This is a genomic window from uncultured Caballeronia sp. (assembly GCF_964243625.1).
GTDB lineage: Bacteria > Pseudomonadota > Gammaproteobacteria > Burkholderiales > Burkholderiaceae > Caballeronia.
In genome coordinates this window covers 1-18,524 of sequence record NZ_CAXTGZ010000055.1, presented here as the reverse complement: position 1 = coordinate 18,524, position 18,524 = coordinate 1, and the positions used below count along the sequence as shown (strand labels likewise).

The 18,524-nt window shown below is 59.8% G+C and carries 14 protein-coding genes; 5 read left to right on the top strand and 9 right to left on the bottom strand.

Annotated features, from left to right (window positions below):
• From ACFFAR_RS05975 to ACFFAR_RS05960, 4 genes are all read right to left on the bottom strand, one after another.
• Positions 1-987, bottom strand: a 987-nt coding sequence (locus ACFFAR_RS05975) for an IscS subfamily cysteine desulfurase (protein ID WP_375507635.1), incomplete at its 3' end; no start/stop codon positions are given.
• Between the two features lie 77 nt (positions 988-1,064).
• Entirely contained in the window at positions 1,065-1,592 is a 528-nt protein-coding gene (gene iscR / locus ACFFAR_RS05970) for a Fe-S cluster assembly transcriptional regulator IscR (protein WP_062169749.1), read from the bottom strand.
• Positions 1,593-1,740: 148 nt separating this feature from the next.
• Positions 1,741-2,223, bottom strand: coding sequence for a low molecular weight phosphotyrosine protein phosphatase (locus ACFFAR_RS05965; protein WP_174364525.1), 483 nt, complete (start codon positions 2,221-2,223; stop codon positions 1,741-1,743).
• A gap of 133 nt (positions 2,224-2,356) precedes the next feature.
• Positions 2,357-2,575: a hypothetical protein gene (locus tag ACFFAR_RS05960; protein WP_062169747.1), complete on the bottom strand. Its 219-nt coding sequence runs from the start codon at positions 2,573-2,575 to the stop codon at positions 2,357-2,359.
• A 287-nt stretch (positions 2,576-2,862) separates the two neighbouring features.
• Here ACFFAR_RS05960 and ACFFAR_RS05955 point away from each other — a divergent pair, with 287 nt between their 5' ends.
• Both ACFFAR_RS05955 and ACFFAR_RS05950 read left to right on the top strand, forming a co-directional pair.
• The gene (locus ACFFAR_RS05955; protein ID WP_174364526.1) at positions 2,863-3,420 is read left to right on the top strand and encodes a hypothetical protein; all 558 of its coding nucleotides are present in this window, start codon (positions 2,863-2,865) and stop codon (positions 3,418-3,420) included.
• Positions 3,421-3,608: 188 nt separating this feature from the next.
• Positions 3,609-4,406 carry an IclR family transcriptional regulator gene (locus ACFFAR_RS05950; protein WP_062000796.1) on the top strand — a complete coding sequence of 266 codons (798 nt, stop codon included), beginning with the start codon at positions 3,609-3,611 and terminating at the stop codon, positions 4,404-4,406.
• 87 nt (positions 4,407-4,493) lie between these two features.
• On the opposite strand, the gene pbpG is transcribed toward ACFFAR_RS05950, so the two are convergent.
• Together pbpG and ACFFAR_RS05940 are read right to left on the bottom strand one after the other, a co-directional pair.
• Positions 4,494-5,699, bottom strand: coding sequence for a D-alanyl-D-alanine endopeptidase (gene pbpG / locus ACFFAR_RS05945; RefSeq protein WP_375507634.1), 1,206 nt, complete (start codon positions 5,697-5,699; stop codon positions 4,494-4,496).
• A 495-nt stretch (positions 5,700-6,194) separates the two neighbouring features.
• Positions 6,195-7,145, bottom strand: a complete 951-nt coding sequence (locus ACFFAR_RS05940) for a histone deacetylase (RefSeq protein WP_375507633.1) — start codon at positions 7,143-7,145, stop codon at positions 6,195-6,197.
• Positions 7,146-7,458: 313 nt separating this feature from the next.
• Here ACFFAR_RS05940 and ACFFAR_RS05935 point away from each other — a divergent pair, with 313 nt between their 5' ends.
• Positions 7,459-8,034, top strand: a complete 576-nt coding sequence (locus tag ACFFAR_RS05935) for a phasin family protein (protein WP_061999048.1) — start codon at positions 7,459-7,461, stop codon at positions 8,032-8,034.
• A 185-nt stretch (positions 8,035-8,219) separates the two neighbouring features.
• Here ACFFAR_RS05935 and lpdA read toward each other — a convergent pair whose 3' ends face one another.
• From lpdA to aceE, 3 genes are all read right to left on the bottom strand, one after another.
• Positions 8,220-10,337, bottom strand: coding sequence for a dihydrolipoyl dehydrogenase (lpdA, locus tag ACFFAR_RS05930; protein WP_174362694.1), 2,118 nt, complete (start codon positions 10,335-10,337; stop codon positions 8,220-8,222).
• A gap of 165 nt (positions 10,338-10,502) precedes the next feature.
• Positions 10,503-12,173 carry a dihydrolipoyllysine-residue acetyltransferase gene (gene aceF / locus ACFFAR_RS05925; RefSeq protein WP_075360469.1) on the bottom strand — a complete coding sequence of 557 codons (1,671 nt, stop codon included), beginning with the start codon at positions 12,171-12,173 and terminating at the stop codon, positions 10,503-10,505.
• A 101-nt stretch (positions 12,174-12,274) separates the two neighbouring features.
• The gene (gene aceE, locus ACFFAR_RS05920; protein WP_061999046.1) at positions 12,275-14,974 is read right to left on the bottom strand and encodes a pyruvate dehydrogenase (acetyl-transferring), homodimeric type; all 2,700 of its coding nucleotides are present in this window, start codon (positions 14,972-14,974) and stop codon (positions 12,275-12,277) included.
• A gap of 305 nt (positions 14,975-15,279) precedes the next feature.
• Between aceE and fixL the strand changes: the two genes are divergently transcribed.
• Both fixL and fixJ read left to right on the top strand, forming a co-directional pair.
• Positions 15,280-17,808: an oxygen sensor histidine kinase FixL gene (fixL, locus tag ACFFAR_RS05915; protein ID WP_061999045.1), complete on the top strand. Its 2,529-nt coding sequence runs from the start codon at positions 15,280-15,282 to the stop codon at positions 17,806-17,808.
• Positions 17,805-18,452 carry an oxygen response regulator transcription factor FixJ gene (gene fixJ / locus ACFFAR_RS05910; protein ID WP_060816916.1) on the top strand — a complete coding sequence of 216 codons (648 nt, stop codon included), beginning with the start codon at positions 17,805-17,807 and terminating at the stop codon, positions 18,450-18,452. Before fixL ends, fixJ begins: the two co-directional genes overlap by 4 nt.
• Positions 18,453-18,524 lie beyond the last annotated feature (72 nt).

Sequence of the window (18,524 nt, the reverse complement as noted above, 5' to 3'; positions counted from 1 at the left end):
CGACCCGGAAGACACCGCCACATCCTTGACCGCCATGATCAGCGACTCGCCTTCAACGAAGTTGAAGCTGATGTTCAGGTTATGCGGCACACGGGTTGCCATGTCGCCGTTCACATAAACCTCTTCCATCTCCGAGAGACCCCTCAACAGGCGGTCGCGCAACATGCGTACGCGCTCGTTTTCGGTCGCCATTTCTTCACGCGCGATGCGGAAAGCCTCGCCCATGCCAACAATCTGGTGCGTCGCCAGCGTACCTGAACGCATGCCGCGCTCGTGACCGCCGCCATGCATTTGCGCTTCAATACGGATGCGCGGCTTGCGACGCACGAACAACGCGCCGATACCCTTCGGACCGTATGTCTTGTGCGCCGAGAACGACATCAGGTCGACCTTCAGTTTTTGTAGATCGATCTCGATCTTGCCGGTGGCTTGCGCTGCATCGACATGCAACACGATGCCCTTCGCACGCGTGATCTCGCCGATGGCGGCAATATCCTGGATCACGCCGATTTCATTGTTCACGTTCATCACGGACACGAGGATGGTGTCCGGGCGGATCGCCGCCTGGAACACGTCCAGATCCAGCAAACCGTCGTCCTTCACATCCAGGTACGTGACTTCAAAACCTTCGCGCTCGAGCTCGCGGCAGGTGTCGAGCACGGCCTTGTGCTCGGTCTTCACCGTGATGATGTGCTTGCCCTTGCTCTTGTAGAAATGCGCAGCGCCTTTCAAAGCAAGATTGTCCGACTCGGTCGCACCCGACGTCCAGACGATTTCCCGCGGATCGCAATTCACGAGCTTCGCGACATTTTCACGCGCTTCTTCCACTGCGCGCTCGGCGTCCCAGCCATATTGATGGCTACGCGAGGCCGGATTGCCGAACTGCTCGCGCAGATACGGGATCATCTTGTCCACCACGCGCGGGTCGACCGGGGTCGTTGCGCTGTAGTCCATGTAAATGGGCAGGTGGGGAATGTCGTTGTTCATCAGTTGCTCCGGGAATTGACTCAATTGGCTTTTCTAAGCGAGACAGCCGCGTCGACTCTACCGACGCGCGGCAGCCGTCAGCCAGCCAGGTTGAAAACGGAATTCGGTCCTTTTGGCGCCACGCGGGCAGGTTCCACGGCCGCCGTATCGGCACGGCGATCTCGCAATACCGCCGGCGACCCATCGCGCGCACGCTGCTGGTCGACCAGGTCTTTCAGCGAGACGGAGTCGAGATACTCGACCATCTTCTGATTGAGCGTGGACCAGAGTTCGTGGGTCATGCAATGGCCGTCGTGCTGCTTAGTGCCTTCGCACGCGCCCTTGCCACCGCACTGCGTAGCATCGATAGGTTCGTCCACCGCAATGATGATGTCCGCGACCGTGACGTTTTCAGCACGGCGAGCGAGATTGTATCCGCCACCCGGACCCCGCACCGACTCCACGATTTCGTGGCGGCGCAGCTTGCCGAACAACTGTTCGAGGTAAGAGAGCGATATGTGCTGGCGCTGGCTGATTCCGGCCAACGTCACCGGGCCCTGCTCCTGGCGCAATGCCAAGTCGATCATCGCCGTGACGGCGAAACGGCCTTTCGTGGTGAGTCTCATAATTTGTGGCTACCGGGGGCTACTGCTAATACTCGATGATTTTGCTCAAGTATAAATAGCCTACGGATTTAGTCAAGTATCTCAGGTTCATTTATTAGGAATTTGCTGAGACATTTCGCGGGCCGAAACCCGCTTGGTCGCCATGCGCCTAGGACACCAACTGGGTGCGCAGCGCTTTCAGCAGGCCTTCGCAAGCGTCCTCGCACTGGTCGAGCACCCGCTCGAAACCTTCATCGCCCCCAAAATAAGGATCGACGACAACGCGGCTGTCATCGCGCGTGGCGAATTCCATGAGCAAACGGATCTTGTCGCGGTGTTCCGGTGGGCAGAGTTTTGCGAGCGCGGCAGCGTTGGCATCGTCCATTGCAATCAGGAGGTCGAACCGCGCGAAATCTGTTTCGCCGACTTGCCGGCCACGCAGCAAGGACAGGTCATAACCACGGGTTCTGGCCGCGCGCTGGGCGCGTTCATCCGGCGGCTGGCCGATATGCCAATCACCCGTGCCCGCAGAATCGACGACGATCCGGTCCGAGAGTCTTGCCTTCCCCACTTGATGAAGCATCACCGCTTCGGCGCTGGGCGAACGGCAAATGTTGCCAAGGCACACAAAGCAGATGGCGATCGTGTTCATCGGGTTCCGGATATCGTTGACTTGAGGCGTCGATCAAGTACCGCCTGCCGTCTCGCATCCCCTCAAGGCGAGCGCACGCGAACGGTCCCGAATTATACAAAGGACGTCGCTTTTGCGCCCGAACGACGCTTGTTCAAAACGTCTGTGTGACCGACGGCGATGTTGCCGGTGCGGCGCTGTCCGAATCTACAAGACCCAGCGAAATGGCACGCGCAAACTCCGCGCTGACTGTAGCGGCGCTTTGCGGGTGTGCTGCCGCTCCCACCATGGGGTGGATTGCGTGGCAATAACCCGCAAGAGCGAGCGGTACAAGCATGGCAACAGGCCAGTAGGTCGATATTGTCTTTTTCATTTCTAACCCCTTTCTCGTGTCTTGTGGGCTGACGGGCCCACTGCAGGACCGTTGAATTGTAAGGGTTAGTCCTGATCCGATAAATGCGTTAAGGCACAAAGCATTGTTGCAGTTGTGTCAACAGCGCATGTTCAATCGGCGTTGTAATGCGGTGCAATCCGCGTCCCAAGTGGGTCTCGACCTTTATGCGCGCGTTACCAGCGAGATAAAACTTTACAAGTTTCTTGCGACAACCCTTCGTCAATGCTGTCAGATACGGTAATCAACCACTGTTTGCAATATCAAATATGAAACTCGCTGCCGCAGGACTCATCCTCGTTTCGTCCGCGCTCGTCGCGGGCTGCGCCGTTTATCCCGACGGCACGCCCGCCTATGCGGGTGGCGGTTACTCGTCTTATCCTGCGTACCCTGGCGGCTACGATCCCGGCTACTACGGCGCGCCGGTTGTTCAGTCAGGCGTGGTGATCGGCGGGGGCTATTACGGCGGCGGTCCTGGCCCGCGATGGGACGATGGACCTGGATACCGGCGCCCTCCGCCTGGAGGCTGGGGCGACCGGAGTGATCGTGGCGGATACCGCGGCGGTGATCGCGGCGGTGACAGAGGCGATCGCGGCGGTCATGGCGGACAGCAAGCAGGCGGAGGCGGTCCTCAAGGCGGCCCCCCTGGCGGTCACGGCGGACAGCAAGCCGGAGGCGGCAGTCCGCAAGGCGGCCGCCCGCCGCAAGCCGGTGGCCCTGGCGCAGCGCCACAACCCCAACCGCAGCAACAGCAAGCGCGCACGCCGTACGTTGGCCGTTCGAACTGGGGGAAACCTTCGCCGCAGACTTCAGAACGCAATCACTGACGTCTCGCCTTCTTATCGCACAAAAAACCGTCTTCGATCCACATGTGATCCCGGACGGTTTTTTTTGTTTTGCGTTTCACCGTTGGCCCCACAACCCGGGCGTGACTGCGCTCGACCGCCTTTCGCTCTTTTCACAATACGAGATACAATCACAACTCCGCTGTTTGACGTATCAACTGATTTTCTCCATGAGCGATACGAGCCCGGAATCCAGAACGTCCATTCAGGTGATCGAGCGCATGATGCGCCTGCTCGATGCGCTTGCCGCGCATACCGATCCCGTCAGTCTTAAAGAACTCTCGCAGAGCACGTCTCTGCATCCTTCGACCGCGCACCGCATCCTGAACGACATGGTGACCTGCCGTCTGGTTGACCGTTCCGATCCAGGCACTTACCGGCTCGGCATGCGTCTGCTGGAACTCGGCAATCTGGTGAAGGCGCGGCTTTCGGTTCGGGAAGCGGCCATGCCGCCCATGCGCGAGCTGCATCGCGAAACCGGGCAGACCGTGAACCTGTCGGTGCGTCAGGGCGACGAAATCGTCTATATAGAGCGGGCTTATTCGGAGCGTTCGGGCATGCAGGTCGTGCGTGCTATTGGTGGACGCGCACCTTTGCATCTGACATCGGTGGGAAAACTCTTTCTCGCAGCCGACGAATCCGCCCGAGTCCGCGCCTACGCTACACGCACCGGCCTCTCCGGCCACACGCAAAACAGCATTACGGATCTCGCCAAGCTGGAGCGCGAATTGTCGTTCGTACGCAGCCAGGCATGCGCGCGGGATAACGAGGAACTTGAACTTGGCGTGCGCTGTATCGCGGCAGGAATCTACGACGATACCGGCCGGCTGGTCGCGGGTTTATCGCTGTCCGCGCCGGCAGACCGACTGCAGGATTCTTGGCTGAACCAGTTGAGCGGGACCGCGCTCGAGATTTCGCGTTCGCTGGGTTATCGGCCGGAACCAAGCGCCGATTCCCAGCAGCGCTAGACACGCCGTCTGTTCGGGCCAGGAATGCAAAAGCCGGTTTATCTTTCGATAAAACCGGCTTTTTTACGCTTCTGGCGTCCTCGCAGATCAGGTACCACCGCCACCGGCATCGGCGCTGGTGATTTGCGGTTCTCCGGCGGTTTCGAGGAAACCGCGCAGACGCCCGGCATCGGCGAAACGTGAATATTTGCCCGACGAATCCAGAAGTACCATCACGACCGGACGGCCGTGGATGGTCGTCTGCATCACGAGGCACTCACCCGCCTCGTTGATGAAGCCGGTTTTTTGCAAGCCGATGTCCCAGCTCGGATTGCGAATCAAGGCATTCGTGCTGTTGTAAGCCAGATTGCGCTTGCCGGTGAATACGTCGTAGCTGCGATCGGTCGAGAACTTCCGGATCAGCGGATATTGATACGCCGCGTTGACCATCTTCACGAGATCGCGTGCGCTCGACACGTTCAGGCTCGTCAATCCGGTCGAATTTTCGAAGTGCGTGTCGGTCATGCCGAGCATCCGCGCCTTCGCATTCATCGCAGCGATGAAACCTGGCCGGCCATTCGGGTAATAACGCGACAGCGCTGCAGCAGCCCGATTCTCCGATGCCATCAGCGCAATGTGCAGCATGTCTTCGCGATTCAATTCAGAACCGACGGACAAGCGCGAGCCAGTGTATTTCTCATAGTCGCGGTCTTCATCGGTGACGTCGATTTCTTCCGTCAGCGGCGCTTTCGAATCGAGCACGACCATGGCGGTCATCAGCTTCGTGATGGAGGCGATGGGCACGACGGCGCGCGAGTTTTTATCGAAGAGGGTTTCGGACGTGTTCTGGTCGACCACGTATGCGACGCTCGAACGCAGCGCAAGGCTGTCCGGCGTTTCATGCAAACCGAACGCCTGTCCGACGGTCGGCGGGCGTGGCTGATACGCAACCGAACGCACGGCGGCACGACGGCCATGTGCATCCATCCGGTAGCTCACCCGATGCCGGCGGGTACCGCGCGCAGCGGGCACTGCATCGTCATCGGCGGGAGCAGCAGCAGCGACTTTAGCCGTCTTTGCGCCTTTGGGCGCACGCGCGCCGACCTTCGACAGCTTGGCGGACTTTGCTTGCGGCGCGGCAGCAGCGGCAGGCTTGGTGGATTTTTTTGCGGTTTTTGATGTTGGGGTCTTGGCTAAAGCGTCGACCGGTGCGGCTGCGAAAGACGTCGCGAGCGCCACCGACACGGCAACCGACAGCGCAGTGCGGACTACGCCGTGGATCACCCTGAGCGACGAAAACATTTCGGTTTTCATTAGTGTTCTGTTCTGGACCGGCGAGAGAGTGTCGCCAGTGTAGTAAAGCTTCGAAAAATTAGCAATATTAAGCACTTATGGGCAGTACTTAAACTGGATTGTAAGAGACGATCCTTGGAGCCGGACTCGTTTCAGGGCCTAATCGTAAGAAAACATGACAATCAGCACAATCGTTTTGATCGTCATAAGTAATTGCAGAGCTTTGGCTATCAACGAACTAACGGCAATAGTTCGTGAAACTTAAGGCACTTTTTGAGGCAGCTTGGAGGGCATCCGCGAAAAACATGCGTGCTACCTTAAAAGCGAAATTTCGCCAAGAGCGAGTGAATCGACAGAAGTGAGTGTTCAGGTAATCCGTAACTGCGAGTAAAGCGACCGGCGATTCGACCAAGTTCGCGAGTTTTTGTTCATACAAACTATGACGATTTTCAGCCCACTTCGAATGTTAACGTTGGTTTAACAATTTTGGTGTACACCGTTTCAAACCTTTTCAAATCAACCGTCCCCGCCGGTAAGCCCGGCATGCTTTGCCCTTCTCAAACCAGCCGCGACCGCGGCGAGCTGGATGGTTTGCAGATGCACATCGACAGTCACGTCGATGTCGCGGCCATAACCGCCCGCCATCGTAATCGCAACCGGCAAGCCGCGCTTGGCCGCCATAGCGAACACCAATGAGTCGCGCCGGGCGAATCCATCGATTGACAGCGCCAGCCGTCCCAGGCGATCACCCGCGTGGGGATCGGCGCCCGCCAGATAGATAAGCATTGCCGGCTGAACGCGATCGAACATCGTCGCCAGTGCTTTTTCCAGCGCTTCCATATAGTTGGCGTCGTCGCAGCCATCGGGCAGCGCGACATCGAGATCACTCGTCTCCTTGCTGAACGGATAATTCGACTCGCCATGCAAGGACAGCGTGAAGACGCTTGGATCGTCCTGGAAGATAGCCGCCGTGCCGTTGCCTTGATGCACGTCCAGATCGACGATCGCAACCTGCAACATGTCCTCGCCCCGCTTGGCCGCCTCGGACTGCATGACGCGGGCCGCGACGGCTGCGTCGTTGAAGACACAGAATCCCGCGCCGCGAGACGCGTACGAATGATGCGTGCCTCCAGCCAGATTCGCGGCAAATCCGTCCCGCAGCGCCGCGCGACATGCCGCGATGGTCGCACCCACCGACCGCCGCGACCGTTCGACCATTTCGGGCGACCATGGAAAACCGATTTCCCGCTGCTCTTGCGCATTCAGCAAACCCGTCGCCACCCGAGCGACGAAATCCACGGCATGCACGCGCTCGAGATCCGAATCAGACGCGATGGGCGCCTCGTCCAGTTCGACATCCGGCAACTCGGCTTCGACGCGTTCGCGCAACATCCGGTACTTCTGCATCGGAAAGCGATGACCGGATGGCAAGGGCAGCACGAAGCGGTCGCTGTAATAAGCCTTCATTGAAACGGAATTCCAATTTGTCGACGCGTGATCCTAGCATTGGAATCGTTTGCGCCCGTCGCCCCAAACTGGTGCCTTCCATCTCGAAATATGGTTCCATAGAACAACTTAGCTTACGTAAGCCGTTGTTTAATAACATTTCGTCCCATGCTGCGACGCACAAAAAGACGCTTGACATCTTTAGGAATATGCCTAGAATGGTTCCATGTTGCGACGCACCAATAGCTGTTTCGCCTCATACGGCTGCCGGAGATCCGGCGCCGCCAAAACCCACGACCCGCGCTGATGATGGGTCGACTTTCAGGAGCGTGACATGACCCTTTTGACCCCGGAACAAATCGCCGCTGCAAACAAAGCCCAATTCGACATGCTGTTCGGTCTGACGAACAAGGCATTCGAAGGCATGGAAAAGCTGCTTGAGCTGAACCTGCAAGTCGTGAAGTCGACGCTGGCTGAAAGCCAGGAAAACACGCAGCGCGTGTTGTCGGTAAAGGACGCGCAAGAACTGCTCGCACTGCAAGCCAGCCTGGCTCAGCCGGTTGCCGAAAAGGCGCTGTCGTATGGTCGCCACCTGTATGAGATCGCATCGTCCACGCAAGCTGAATTCGCACGCGTTGCCGAAGCCCAGTACGAAGACCAGAACCGCAAGGTGCAGGCACTTGTCGACAACGTCGCCAAGAACGCACCGGCAGGTTCGGAAACGGCAGTCGCCGTGATGAAGTCGGCCATTACCGCCGCCAACACCACGTACGAAACCATTCACAAGGCAAGCAAGCAAGCCGTTGAAATCGCGGAAAGCAACTTCAACGCAGCCGCTACGGCCGCCACGAAGGCTGCATCGCAGGCAACCGCTCAAGCTTCGCGCGCTGCCGTAAAGAAGCCTGCTTAAGCGATGTAGCTCGAGCATTTGCATCCGAAAAGATTCGCGTAAATGCTTGAAAGTCGCGTAGCAAAAAGAACCGCTCCAGTTCACGCTCGAGCGGTTTTTTTACGCTCTTCGGGAAGCGTGGCAAGACAGGAAAAAGCGGCGCGTTCTTCGCAGAACGCGCCGCTTTTGCATTCGACTGCCGGCCGTTACTTCTTGCGCTGCGGCGGCAGGTCGGTACACACGCCTTCGTACAACTCGGCGGCCATTCCGATCGATTCACCGAGCGTCGGGTGCGGATGGATCGTCTTGCCGATATCCTCCGCGTCCGCGCCCATTTCGATAGCCAGGCACACCTCGCTGATCAGGTCGCCCGCGCTCGTTCCCACGATCCCGCCGCCGATGATCCGGTGCGTCTCTTCGTCGAAGATGAGCTTGGTGAACCCTTCGTCGCGGCCATTGGCAATCGCCCGCCCCGATGCAGCCCAAGGGAACACTGCCTTGCCATACTTGATGCCTTCGGCCTTGCACTGATCCTCGGTCTTGCCGGCCCATGCCACTTCGGGATCGGTATAGGCGACGGACGGAATCTGTAACGCATCGAAGTAGGCCTTCTCGCCATGCGCGGCTTCGGCTGCAACGTGGCCTTCATGCACCGCCTTGTGCGCGAGCATCGGCTGACCGACCAGATCGCCGATGGCAAAAATGTGCTCGACGTTCGTGCGCAACTGCTTGTCGACGTTGATGAAACCGCGATCCGTCACCGCCACGCCCGCCTTGTCCGCGCCGATCTTGCCGCCGTTCGGGCTGCGGCCTACAGCCACGAGCACCAGGTCATAGCGCTGTGCATCGGCAGGAGCTTTTTCGCCTTCGAAGCTCACGTAGATGCCGTCTTCCCGGGCTTGTGCCTTCGTGGTCTTCGTCTTGAGCATGACGTTCGCGAAGCGCTTGGCGTTGAACTTCTCCCACACCTTCACCAGGTCGCGATCGGCGCCGGCCATCAGGCCATCGAGCATTTCGACCACATCGATCTGCGCACCGAGCGCCGCGTACACCGTCGCCATTTCCAGGCCGATGATGCCACCGCCGATCACCAGCATGCGCTTCGGAATCTGGCGCAATTCGAGTGCGCCGGTCGAGTCGACAACGCGCGGGTCTTCCGGCATGAACGGCAGCTTCACGGCTTGCGAACCGGCCGCGATGATCGCCTTCTTGAACTGCACGACCTTCTTGCCGCCCTCGCCTTCGATCTCCATGTGGTTCGGGCCGACGAACTTGCCGACGCCCGTCACCACCTGGACCTTGCGCGCCTTCGCCATGCCGGCGAGCCCACCAGTCAGTTTCTTGACCACGCCCGACTTGAAGTCGCGCAGCTTGTCGAGGTCGATAGTCGGTTCACCGAACGAGATGCCATGGTGCGCGAGCGCCTTGGCTTCTTCGGTAATCGATGCAGCGTGAAGCAACGCCTTCGACGGAATGCAGCCGACGTTCAGGCAGACGCCGCCAAGCGTTGCATAGCGTTCGACGATGACCGTGTTCATACCCAGGTCCGCCGCGCGAAACGCTGCCGAATACCCACCGGGACCCGCGCCCAGCACGAGCATGTCGCACTCGATATCAGCGGAACCGGAGAACGATGCGGCCTTCGGCGCGGGCGCAGCGCTTGCCTTTTCGGCGGGCTGCGGCGCGGCGGTCTGCGGCTTTTCCTCGACCTGGCTTACGCCACCGCCCTGACCTTCGAGCGTCAGGATCAGCGAGCCTTCGGAGACGTTGTCGCCGATCTTGACCTTCACTTCCTTGACCGTTCCCGCTGCGGGCGACGGCACGTCCATGGTGGCTTTATCGGATTCCAGCGTGACGAGCGACTGCTCTTTCTCGACCGTATCGCCGGCCTTCACGTGGATTTCAATGACCGGGATGTCCGTGAAATCGCCGATGTCCGGCACCTTCACGTCCTGCGATCCGCCGCCTGCGGGTTTTTGTTCGGCAGGCCTGGACGCAGCGGCTTCTTTCGGTGCAGGCGCCGGTGCTGCCGCTTCGGCCTTGGCCTGCGCAGCGGGTTGTTCCGCCGGCTTTTCGCTGCCCGCATCCGCCGTTTCCACGGTCGCGATCACGGTGCCTTGCGAGACTTTGTCGCCGGCTTTGACTTTGACTTCCTTGACCGTACCGACGAGATCGCTCGGCACTTCGATGGAAGCCTTGTCGGATTCGAGAGTCAGGACGCCTTGTTCTTTTTCGATGGCATCGCCGGCTTTGATATTGACTTCGATGACGTCGACGTCTTTGAAATCGCCGATATCGGGTACTTTAAGTTCGGTGAGACTCATGGTGTCCCCTAAATGAGAAGCGGGCAGAACCTGCGAAAGCGTTCAAGCGAAAGCGATCGGTTCTGCCGTCGGCAGACTTGCCTGTCTTTGCCTTGATGCCATGCAAAGCGAGTTCGACGAGATGGCTGGCGGACCACTGCGAAGCGGGCCGCCAGGCGCAAAAAATCAGAGACTCACCCGGCGGAAATCCGCCAGCACAGCAGAAAGATAGGCATTGAACCGCGCGGCCTCGGCGCCGTCGATCACCCGATGGTCGTAAGACAGCGACAAAGGCAGAATCAGCCGCGGCACGAACGCCTTGCCGTCCCAGACCGGCTTCATCGCGCCGCGCGACAATCCGAGAATGGCCACTTCAGGTGCGTTGATGATCGGCGTGAAATGCGTTCCGCCAATCCCGCCGAGCGACGAGATCGAGAAACATCCGCCTTGCATCTGATCCGGCTTCAGCTTGCCTTCGCGTGCTGCCTTCGAGAGATCGGCCATTTCGCGGGCGACATCGACAAGACCCTTCTTGTCGGCGTCGCGAATCACCGGGACCATCAAGCCGTTCGGGGTATCGGCGGCGAAACCGATGTTGTAATACTGCTTGAAGACGAGGTTGTCGCCGTCGAGGCTCGCATTGAACGTCGGGAATTTCTTGAGCGCAGCAACGACCGCCTTGATCACGAACGCGAGCATGGTGAACTTCACGCCGGCCTTTTCGTTTTCCTTGTTCAATGTCACGCGCAACGCTTCGAGGTCGGTGATGTCCGCTTCGTCGTTGTTGGTGACGTGCGGGATCATGACCCAGTTGCGATGCAGGTTCGCGCCCGAAATCTTTTTGATGCGCGAGAGCGGCTTTGGATCGACCGGACCGAACTTGGTGAAATCGACCTTCGGCCACGGCAGCAGGTTCAGCTCGCCGCCGCCTGCCGGCGCTGCTGCAGCCGCAGCCGGCGCCTTGCCCTGACCCGTCATCACACCCTTCACGAACGCGGTGACGTCCGCCTGCGTGATGCGGCTCTTCGGACCGGTGCCCGAAACGTTCGATACATCCACGCCGAGTTCACGCGCGAACTTGCGCACGGAAGGCGATGCATGGCTCGACGTGCGCGCACCGCCTTCGCCAGCGGGAATTGCCGGAGCGAGCGCAAGTGCGGACGGCGCGTCTTTCTGAGCCGGAGCGGCTTGAGCGGGCGCAGCCGCCTTGGGTGCTTCCTGCTTCGGCGCTTCGTCTTTCGGCGCGGCAGGTGCAGCGGCGGGTGCCGATGAGCCAGCCCCACCTTCCAGCACGACGATCAATGTCCCTTCGGACACGTTGTCGCCAACCTTGACCTTGAGTTCCTTGACCGTGCCCGCTGCGGGCGACGGCACGTCCATGGTGGCTTTATCGGATTCGAGCGTGACGAGCGATTGCTCTTTCTCGACCTTGTCGCCGATCTTCACGTTCACTTCGATAACCGGAATATCCTTGAAGTCGCCAATATCCGGCACCTTCACTTCAACCGATCCGCCGCCCGAAGATGCCGCTGGCGCAGCGGTTTCCGCGGTCTTTTCCTTGGCCGGTTCAGCCGGCTTTTCAGCAGCCTTGGGAGCAGCAGCAGGAGCGGCCGCCTCGCCACCTTCCAGCACGACGATCAACGTTCCTTCAGAAACGTTGTCGCCAACCTTGACCTTCACTTCCTTCACGACGCCGGCTGCCGAACTCGGCACGTCCATGGTCGCTTTATCGGATTCGAGCGTGACGAGCGATTGCTCTTTCTCAACCGTATCGCCCGCTTTCACCAGTACCTCGATCACCGGAATATCCGTGTAATCGCCGATATCCGGCACCTTGATTTCGATCGCTTGACTCATTGTTTATTGTCTCCTGGGTCGCGACGCGAAAATCGCCCTGGCACGAGGCTGACAGCCAGGGCCAAGGCGACTTCACGCAGCAACACTCGGGGGCCGATACGTTAAACCGTCATCGGGTTGGGTTTGGCGGGGTCGAGCTCGTACTTCTTGATCGCCTCGGCGACGACCTTGCGGTCGATCGTGCCTTCGTCGGCCAACGCGTTGAGCGCGGCGACGGTGACCCAGTAGCGGTCGACTTCGAAGAAGTGGCGCAGCTTTTCACGTGTGTCCGAACGGCCATAACCGTCCGTGCCGAGCACGACAAACTTGTTCGGCACGAAGCCGCGGATCTGGTCGACCAGCGCACGCACATAATCGGTCGATGCAATCACCGGACCCTTCGCGTCCTTCAGCAGCTTGGTCACGTGCGAGACCCGACGCTCTTCGGTCGGATGCAGCAGGTTCCAGCGCTCGACGTCCATGCCGTCGCGTGCGAGCTCGGTAAAGCTCGGAACGCTCCAGAGGTCGGCAGCGACATTCCAGTCGTTCTTCAGCAGGTCAGCGGCGGCGATCACTTCGTTGAAGATCGTGCCTGCGCCCATCAGTTGAACGCGCGGTGCCTTTGCGTCGGCATCCGACTTGCGGAACGCGTACATGCCCTTGACGATATCGGCCGCAACCGAATCGCTTTGCGGGATCGCCGGATGCTCGTAGTTCTCGTTCATGACCGTGACGTAGTAGTACACGTCTTCCTGCTCGGCCACCATGCGACGCAGGCCGTCCTGCATGATCACCGCGAGTTCGTAACCGAAGGTCGGGTCGTAGCTCACGCAGTTCGGGACGGACGCTGCCCACATCAGCGAGTGGCCGTCTTCGTGCTGCAGGCCTTCGCCGTTCAACGTCGTGCGTCCCGCCGTACCACCCAGCAGGAAGCCGCGCGAACGCATGTCGCCCGCCGCCCATGCCAGGTCGCCGATGCGCTGGAAGCCGAACATGGAATAGAAGATGTAGAACGGGATCATGATCTCGTTATGCGTGGAGTACGACGTCGCCGCCGCAATCCAGTCACACATCCCGCCGGCTTCGTTGATCCCTTCCTGCAGGATCTGGCCGGTTTCCGATTCACGATAGAACATCAACTGATCCGAATCTTCCGGCACATACTTCTGGCCGTCCTGATTCCAGATACCGATCTGGCGGAACAGCCCTTCCATGCCGAAGGTACGCGATTCATCCGGCACGATCGGAACGATCCGTTTGCCGAGCGCCTTGTCCTTCAACAGGATGTTGAGGATCCGCACGAACGCCATGGTCGTGGAGATCTCGCGGCCCGGACCCGTGCCCTTCAGCACCGGTTCGAACACCGACAGATCCGGCACCGGCAGCGACTCGGCCTTCTGACGGCGGGCCGGCAGGTAACCACCGAGTTCCTGGCGGCGAGCGCGCATGTACTCGAGTTCCTTCGAACCTTCTTCGAACGTCAGGTACGGCACGTCGGCGATCTGGTCGTCGGGAATCGGCAGCTTGAACTGGTCGCGGAATTTCTTCAGCTGATCCGTGTGCAGCTTCTTCTGCTGGTGCGTGATGTTCATGGCCTGACCGGCTTCGCCCATGCCATAACCCTTGATGGTCTTGGCGAGGATGACAGTCGGCTGGCCCTTCGTCTTCGATGCTTCCGCGTACGCCGCGTAGATCTTGTGCGGATCGTGACCGCCGCGATTCAGGTTCCAGATGTCTTCGTCGGACCACTCTGCAACCATCGCCTTGAGTTCCGGCGTGTTGAAGAAATGCTCGCGCACATATGCGCCCGATTCCGACTTGTACGTCTGATATTCGCCGTCGACCACTTCCATCATCCGGCGCATCAATGCACCGGTTTTATCGCGTGCGAAGAGCGAGTCCCAGCGGCTGCCCCACACCACCTTGATCACGTTCCAGCCGGCGCCGCGGAACTCGCTTTCGAGTTCCTGGATGATCTTGCCGTTGCCGCGCACGGGACCGTCGAGGCGCTGCAAGTTGCAGTTGATCACGAAGACGAGATTGTCCAGGCGCTCGCGACCGGCCATGCCGATTGCGCCGAGCGATTCCGGTTCGTCCGTTTCGCCGTCGCCGAGGAACGCCCAGACCTTGCGGTTGCCCGCCTTGGCGATACCGCGCGCATCGATGTACTTCATGAAGCGCGCTTGATAGATCGCCATGATCGGGCCGAGGCCCATCGATACGGTCGGGAATTGCCAGAAGTCCGGCATCAGCCACGGATGCGGATAAGACGAAATGCCCTCGCCGCCCACTTCCTGGCGGAAGTTGTCGAGCTGGCTCTGCTTCAGGCGGCCGAGCAGGAACGCGCGGGCATACACGCCAGGCGACGAGTGGCCTTGCACGAACACCAGGTCGCCGCCATGTTCGGGCGACGGCGCGTGCCAAAAGTGGTTGAAACCGACGTCATACAGCGTCGCCGCAGACGCGAACGAAGCGATATGACCGCCCACGTTCGTATCCTTGCCGGCGCGCAGCACCATGGCAATCGCGTTCCAGCGGGTGTACGAGCGGATCTTGTGTTCGATGTCCTGGTCGCCGGGAATCTTCGATTGGGCGGCGACCGGGATGGTATTGATGTACGGCGTATTCGCCGAGAACGGCAGGTGTTCGCCGTGCACGCGTGCGAATTCGATCTGCTTTTCGATCAGGTAATGTGCGCGATCCGGGCCTTCCGCCGAGATTACGCCGTCGAGGGCTTCGAGCCACTCTGCGGTTTCCTGGGGATCTTCGTCGTCCTTGGCGTTGGCGACATATTTCATCACTTCGTCGGGTACAGCGGACATGCTCGTCTCCTGATTTGAGGAACGCTCTGTGAACAGACGACGCGAGCCTTATGGGAAAACCACGGGATCAGCCGCGGAAAACAATGGGGACAAGCGCGCGTGCGGCAATTCTAAAGAGGCTATAAACGGTAACGCAAGCAATTTTTCGAATCATGAGAGGCAATCTCATAATGCGGAAAAATGCTGCAACGCACCGTGGGACAAGGACTTTTTGAGAGAGGTTTAGTGTCCTTGCAATCAAATGCCGGGCTTTTGAAGCCTTTTTACGCCTTTTAACAGTCCTTCGCTGCGTTACAATTGCGCGCATGTTGACCGACCGGCTTTTCGCACGCTCGGCCCGCTCGTCGAAGAAACTCAACGACACGGCGCCGACCCGCTGGCACCACGGACCGTGGTGGTCGAACTCGTATTTGCTCACGCCGCTGATATCCATTCTGGTGTTCCTCGTCGTGATGAGCCTCATCTTATGGAGTCTCAACCGGCGCGAGCAGCAGCAGCAAGAGGACACGCTGTATCGAAATGTCGCATGGGCGCAGCAGCAGATCCGGCTCTCCATGACCGGCGCGCAAGAACAGGTCCAGGCGCTCGCACGTGATATCGCGGCCGGCCACGGCGATCCCCAGTCGTTCCAGAGTTCCACGGGCGACATCATGCAGGGGCATCCCGAGATCCTCTACATGAACTGGTACACGGCGCTGCACAAACCGCGCTGGCCAAACACGCCGTTGCCCGTGCTGGGCTCACGGCTCGCCAAACCCACGGACGCGCAGATGGACGACGCCGTCCAGGCCGCCTTCGACGAAGCCCGCACCACCCGCCGCCAGATTTACTCCCCCCTTATCTACGATGACGTCGGCAACGGCTACATCACGCTGCAGACACCGGTGTATCGCGATCGCGAGTTTTTGGGCTCGATAGCGGCGGTGTTTTCCATCGAAGGGATTCTGAAGCACGACATTCCCTCCGAGCTTTCCGCGAAGTACAAGATTTCCATCACCGATCTGAACAACCGCGAACTCGCGACGACGTCGACCCGGCCACGCTTGCCGCGCGACATGTTCTACGATTTGCCGCTCGATCCGCCGGGACAAGGGGTGTCGGTACGCGTTTATTCGTTCCCGCAACTCACCAATTTCACCAACAACACGCTCGTCTGGCTCGTCGCCGGGTTGTCGTGTTTCGTGTTGTGGAGCTTGTGGAGTCTCTGGAAACACACGCGGCAACGTTTCGAAGCGCAGCAGGCGCTTTACGCCGAAGCATTCTTTCGCCGCGCGATGGAAAATTCGGTGCTGATCGGCATGCGCGTGCTCGACATGCACGGCCGGATCACGCACGTGAACCCCGCGTTTTGCCGCATGACGGGCTGGGACGAAAGCGATCTGGTCGGCAAGGTGGCACCCTTCCCGTACTGGCCGAAAGACGCGTACCCCGAGATGCAGCGGCAACTCGACATGACATTGCGCGGCAAGGCGCCATCGTCCGGATTTGAACTGCGCGTGCGTCGCAAGGACGGTTCGTTCTTCCATGCACGGCTTTACGTGTCGCCGCTGATCGACAGTTCAGGGCGCCAGACCGGCTGGATGTCTTCCATGACCGACATCACCGAGCCGCGCCGCGCCCGCGAGGACCTCGCCGCTGCGCACGAACGCTTCACGACCGTGCTCGAAAGCCTCGACGCCGCCGTGTCCGTGCTAGCCGCCGACGAAGCCGAACTGCTGTTCGCGAACCGCTATTACCGGCATTTGTTCGGCATCCGTCCGGACGGCCATCTCGAACTTGCGGGCGCGGGTTTCGATACGGCCCAGGCGTCGTCCGACTCCATCGATATGGTCGATACCTACGCCGGCCTGCCCGCCACTGCGCTGACCGAAAGTACATCGGACGCGCAGGAAGTGTATGTGGAAGGCATCCAGAAATGGTTCGAAGTACGCCGCCAGTACATCCAGTGGGTGGACGGTCACCTCGCACAGATGCAGATCGCGACCGACATCACCACGCGCAAACAAGCGCAGGAACTCGCCGATCAGCAGGAAGAAAAGCTGCAATTCACCAGCCGCCTGATGACGATGGGCGAGATGGCTTCATCGCTTGCGCATGAACTGAATCAGCCGCTCGCCGCGATCAATAACTACTGTTCGGGTTGCGTCGCGCTCGTGAAATCGGGGCGGATGACGCAGGACGCGCTGCTGCCCGTGCTCGAAAAAACCGCGCAGCAGGCGGTGCGTGCGGGCATGATCATCAAGCGCATCCGCGAATTCGTGAAGCGCAGCGAGCCAAAGCGGCAGCCGACGCGTGTCAGTGACATCGTGGCGGACGCCGTGGGTCTTGCGGAAATCGAAGCACGCAAGCGCAAGATCCGAATACTCACCGAAATCCGTTCGCGCATGCCGGTGATCCATGTGGACCCGGTGCTGATCGAACAAGTGCTCGTGAACTTGCTGAAGAACGCGGCCGAAGCCATGCACGACGCCAAGCCGAACGCCGTCGATCCGGTGATCCGCGTGGTTGTGCAGCGCACCGACGGCGGTTTCGTGTGCATCAGCGTGGTCGACCAGGGGCCGGGCGTGGACGAAGCCACCGCCGAGCGCCTGTTCGAGCCGTTCTACAGCACCAAGTCCGACGGCATGGGCATGGGACTGAATATTTGCAGGTCGATCATCGAGTCGCATCGTGGACGGCTTTGGGTGGTGAACAATATCGACACCGCCGGCCAGGTCACGGGTGCAACATTCCATTGCAGTTTGCCAATCGGAGAAGCCGACAGTCCGGGTAATAGCGGGCAGGAGGCTCTCAGCCATCAACCCACACAACAAACTGTTACGGGAGAGCTATGAGCACAGTCACCACTCAGGAAACGGTGTTTGTCGTCGATGACGACGAGGCCGTGCGTGATTCTTTGCGCTGGCTGCTTGAAGCCAATGGCTACCGCGTCTCGTGTTTCGCGAGCGCTGAAGCGTACCTCGATGCTTACCTCCCGATCGCCCATTCCGGCGCGATCTCGTGCCTGATACTCGATGTGCGCATGTCCGGCATGAGCGGTCTCGAGTTGCAGGAAAAGCTGATCGCCGAGAATTCGCTGCTGCCGATCATCTTCGTGACGGGTCACGGCGACGTGCCCATGGCTGTCTCGACCATGAAGAAGGGCGCGATGGATTTCATCGAAAAGCCGTTCGATGAAGCCGAGTTGCGCAAGCTCGTCGAACGCATGCTCGACAAGGCGCGTACCGAAAGCTCGAGCGTGCAGCAGCAGCGTGCTGCGGCCGAGCGGCTGGGCAAACTGACTGCGCGCGAACACCAGGTGCTTGAGCGGATCATCGCGGGGCGCCTGAACAAGCAGATCGCCGATGACCTCGGAATCAGCATCAAGACGGTCGAGGCACATCGGGCGAATATCATGGAGAAGCTTTCCGTGAATACCGTTGCCGACTTGCTGAGGCTCGCGCTTTCCAACAAGCCGCAGACGCAGCAGGCGCAGTAAGGTTTTACCGTTACATTGGCGCGCCGGTTGTCAGGCCGGCGGCGCCGGTGTTGCACCTTTGCCGAAGAATCG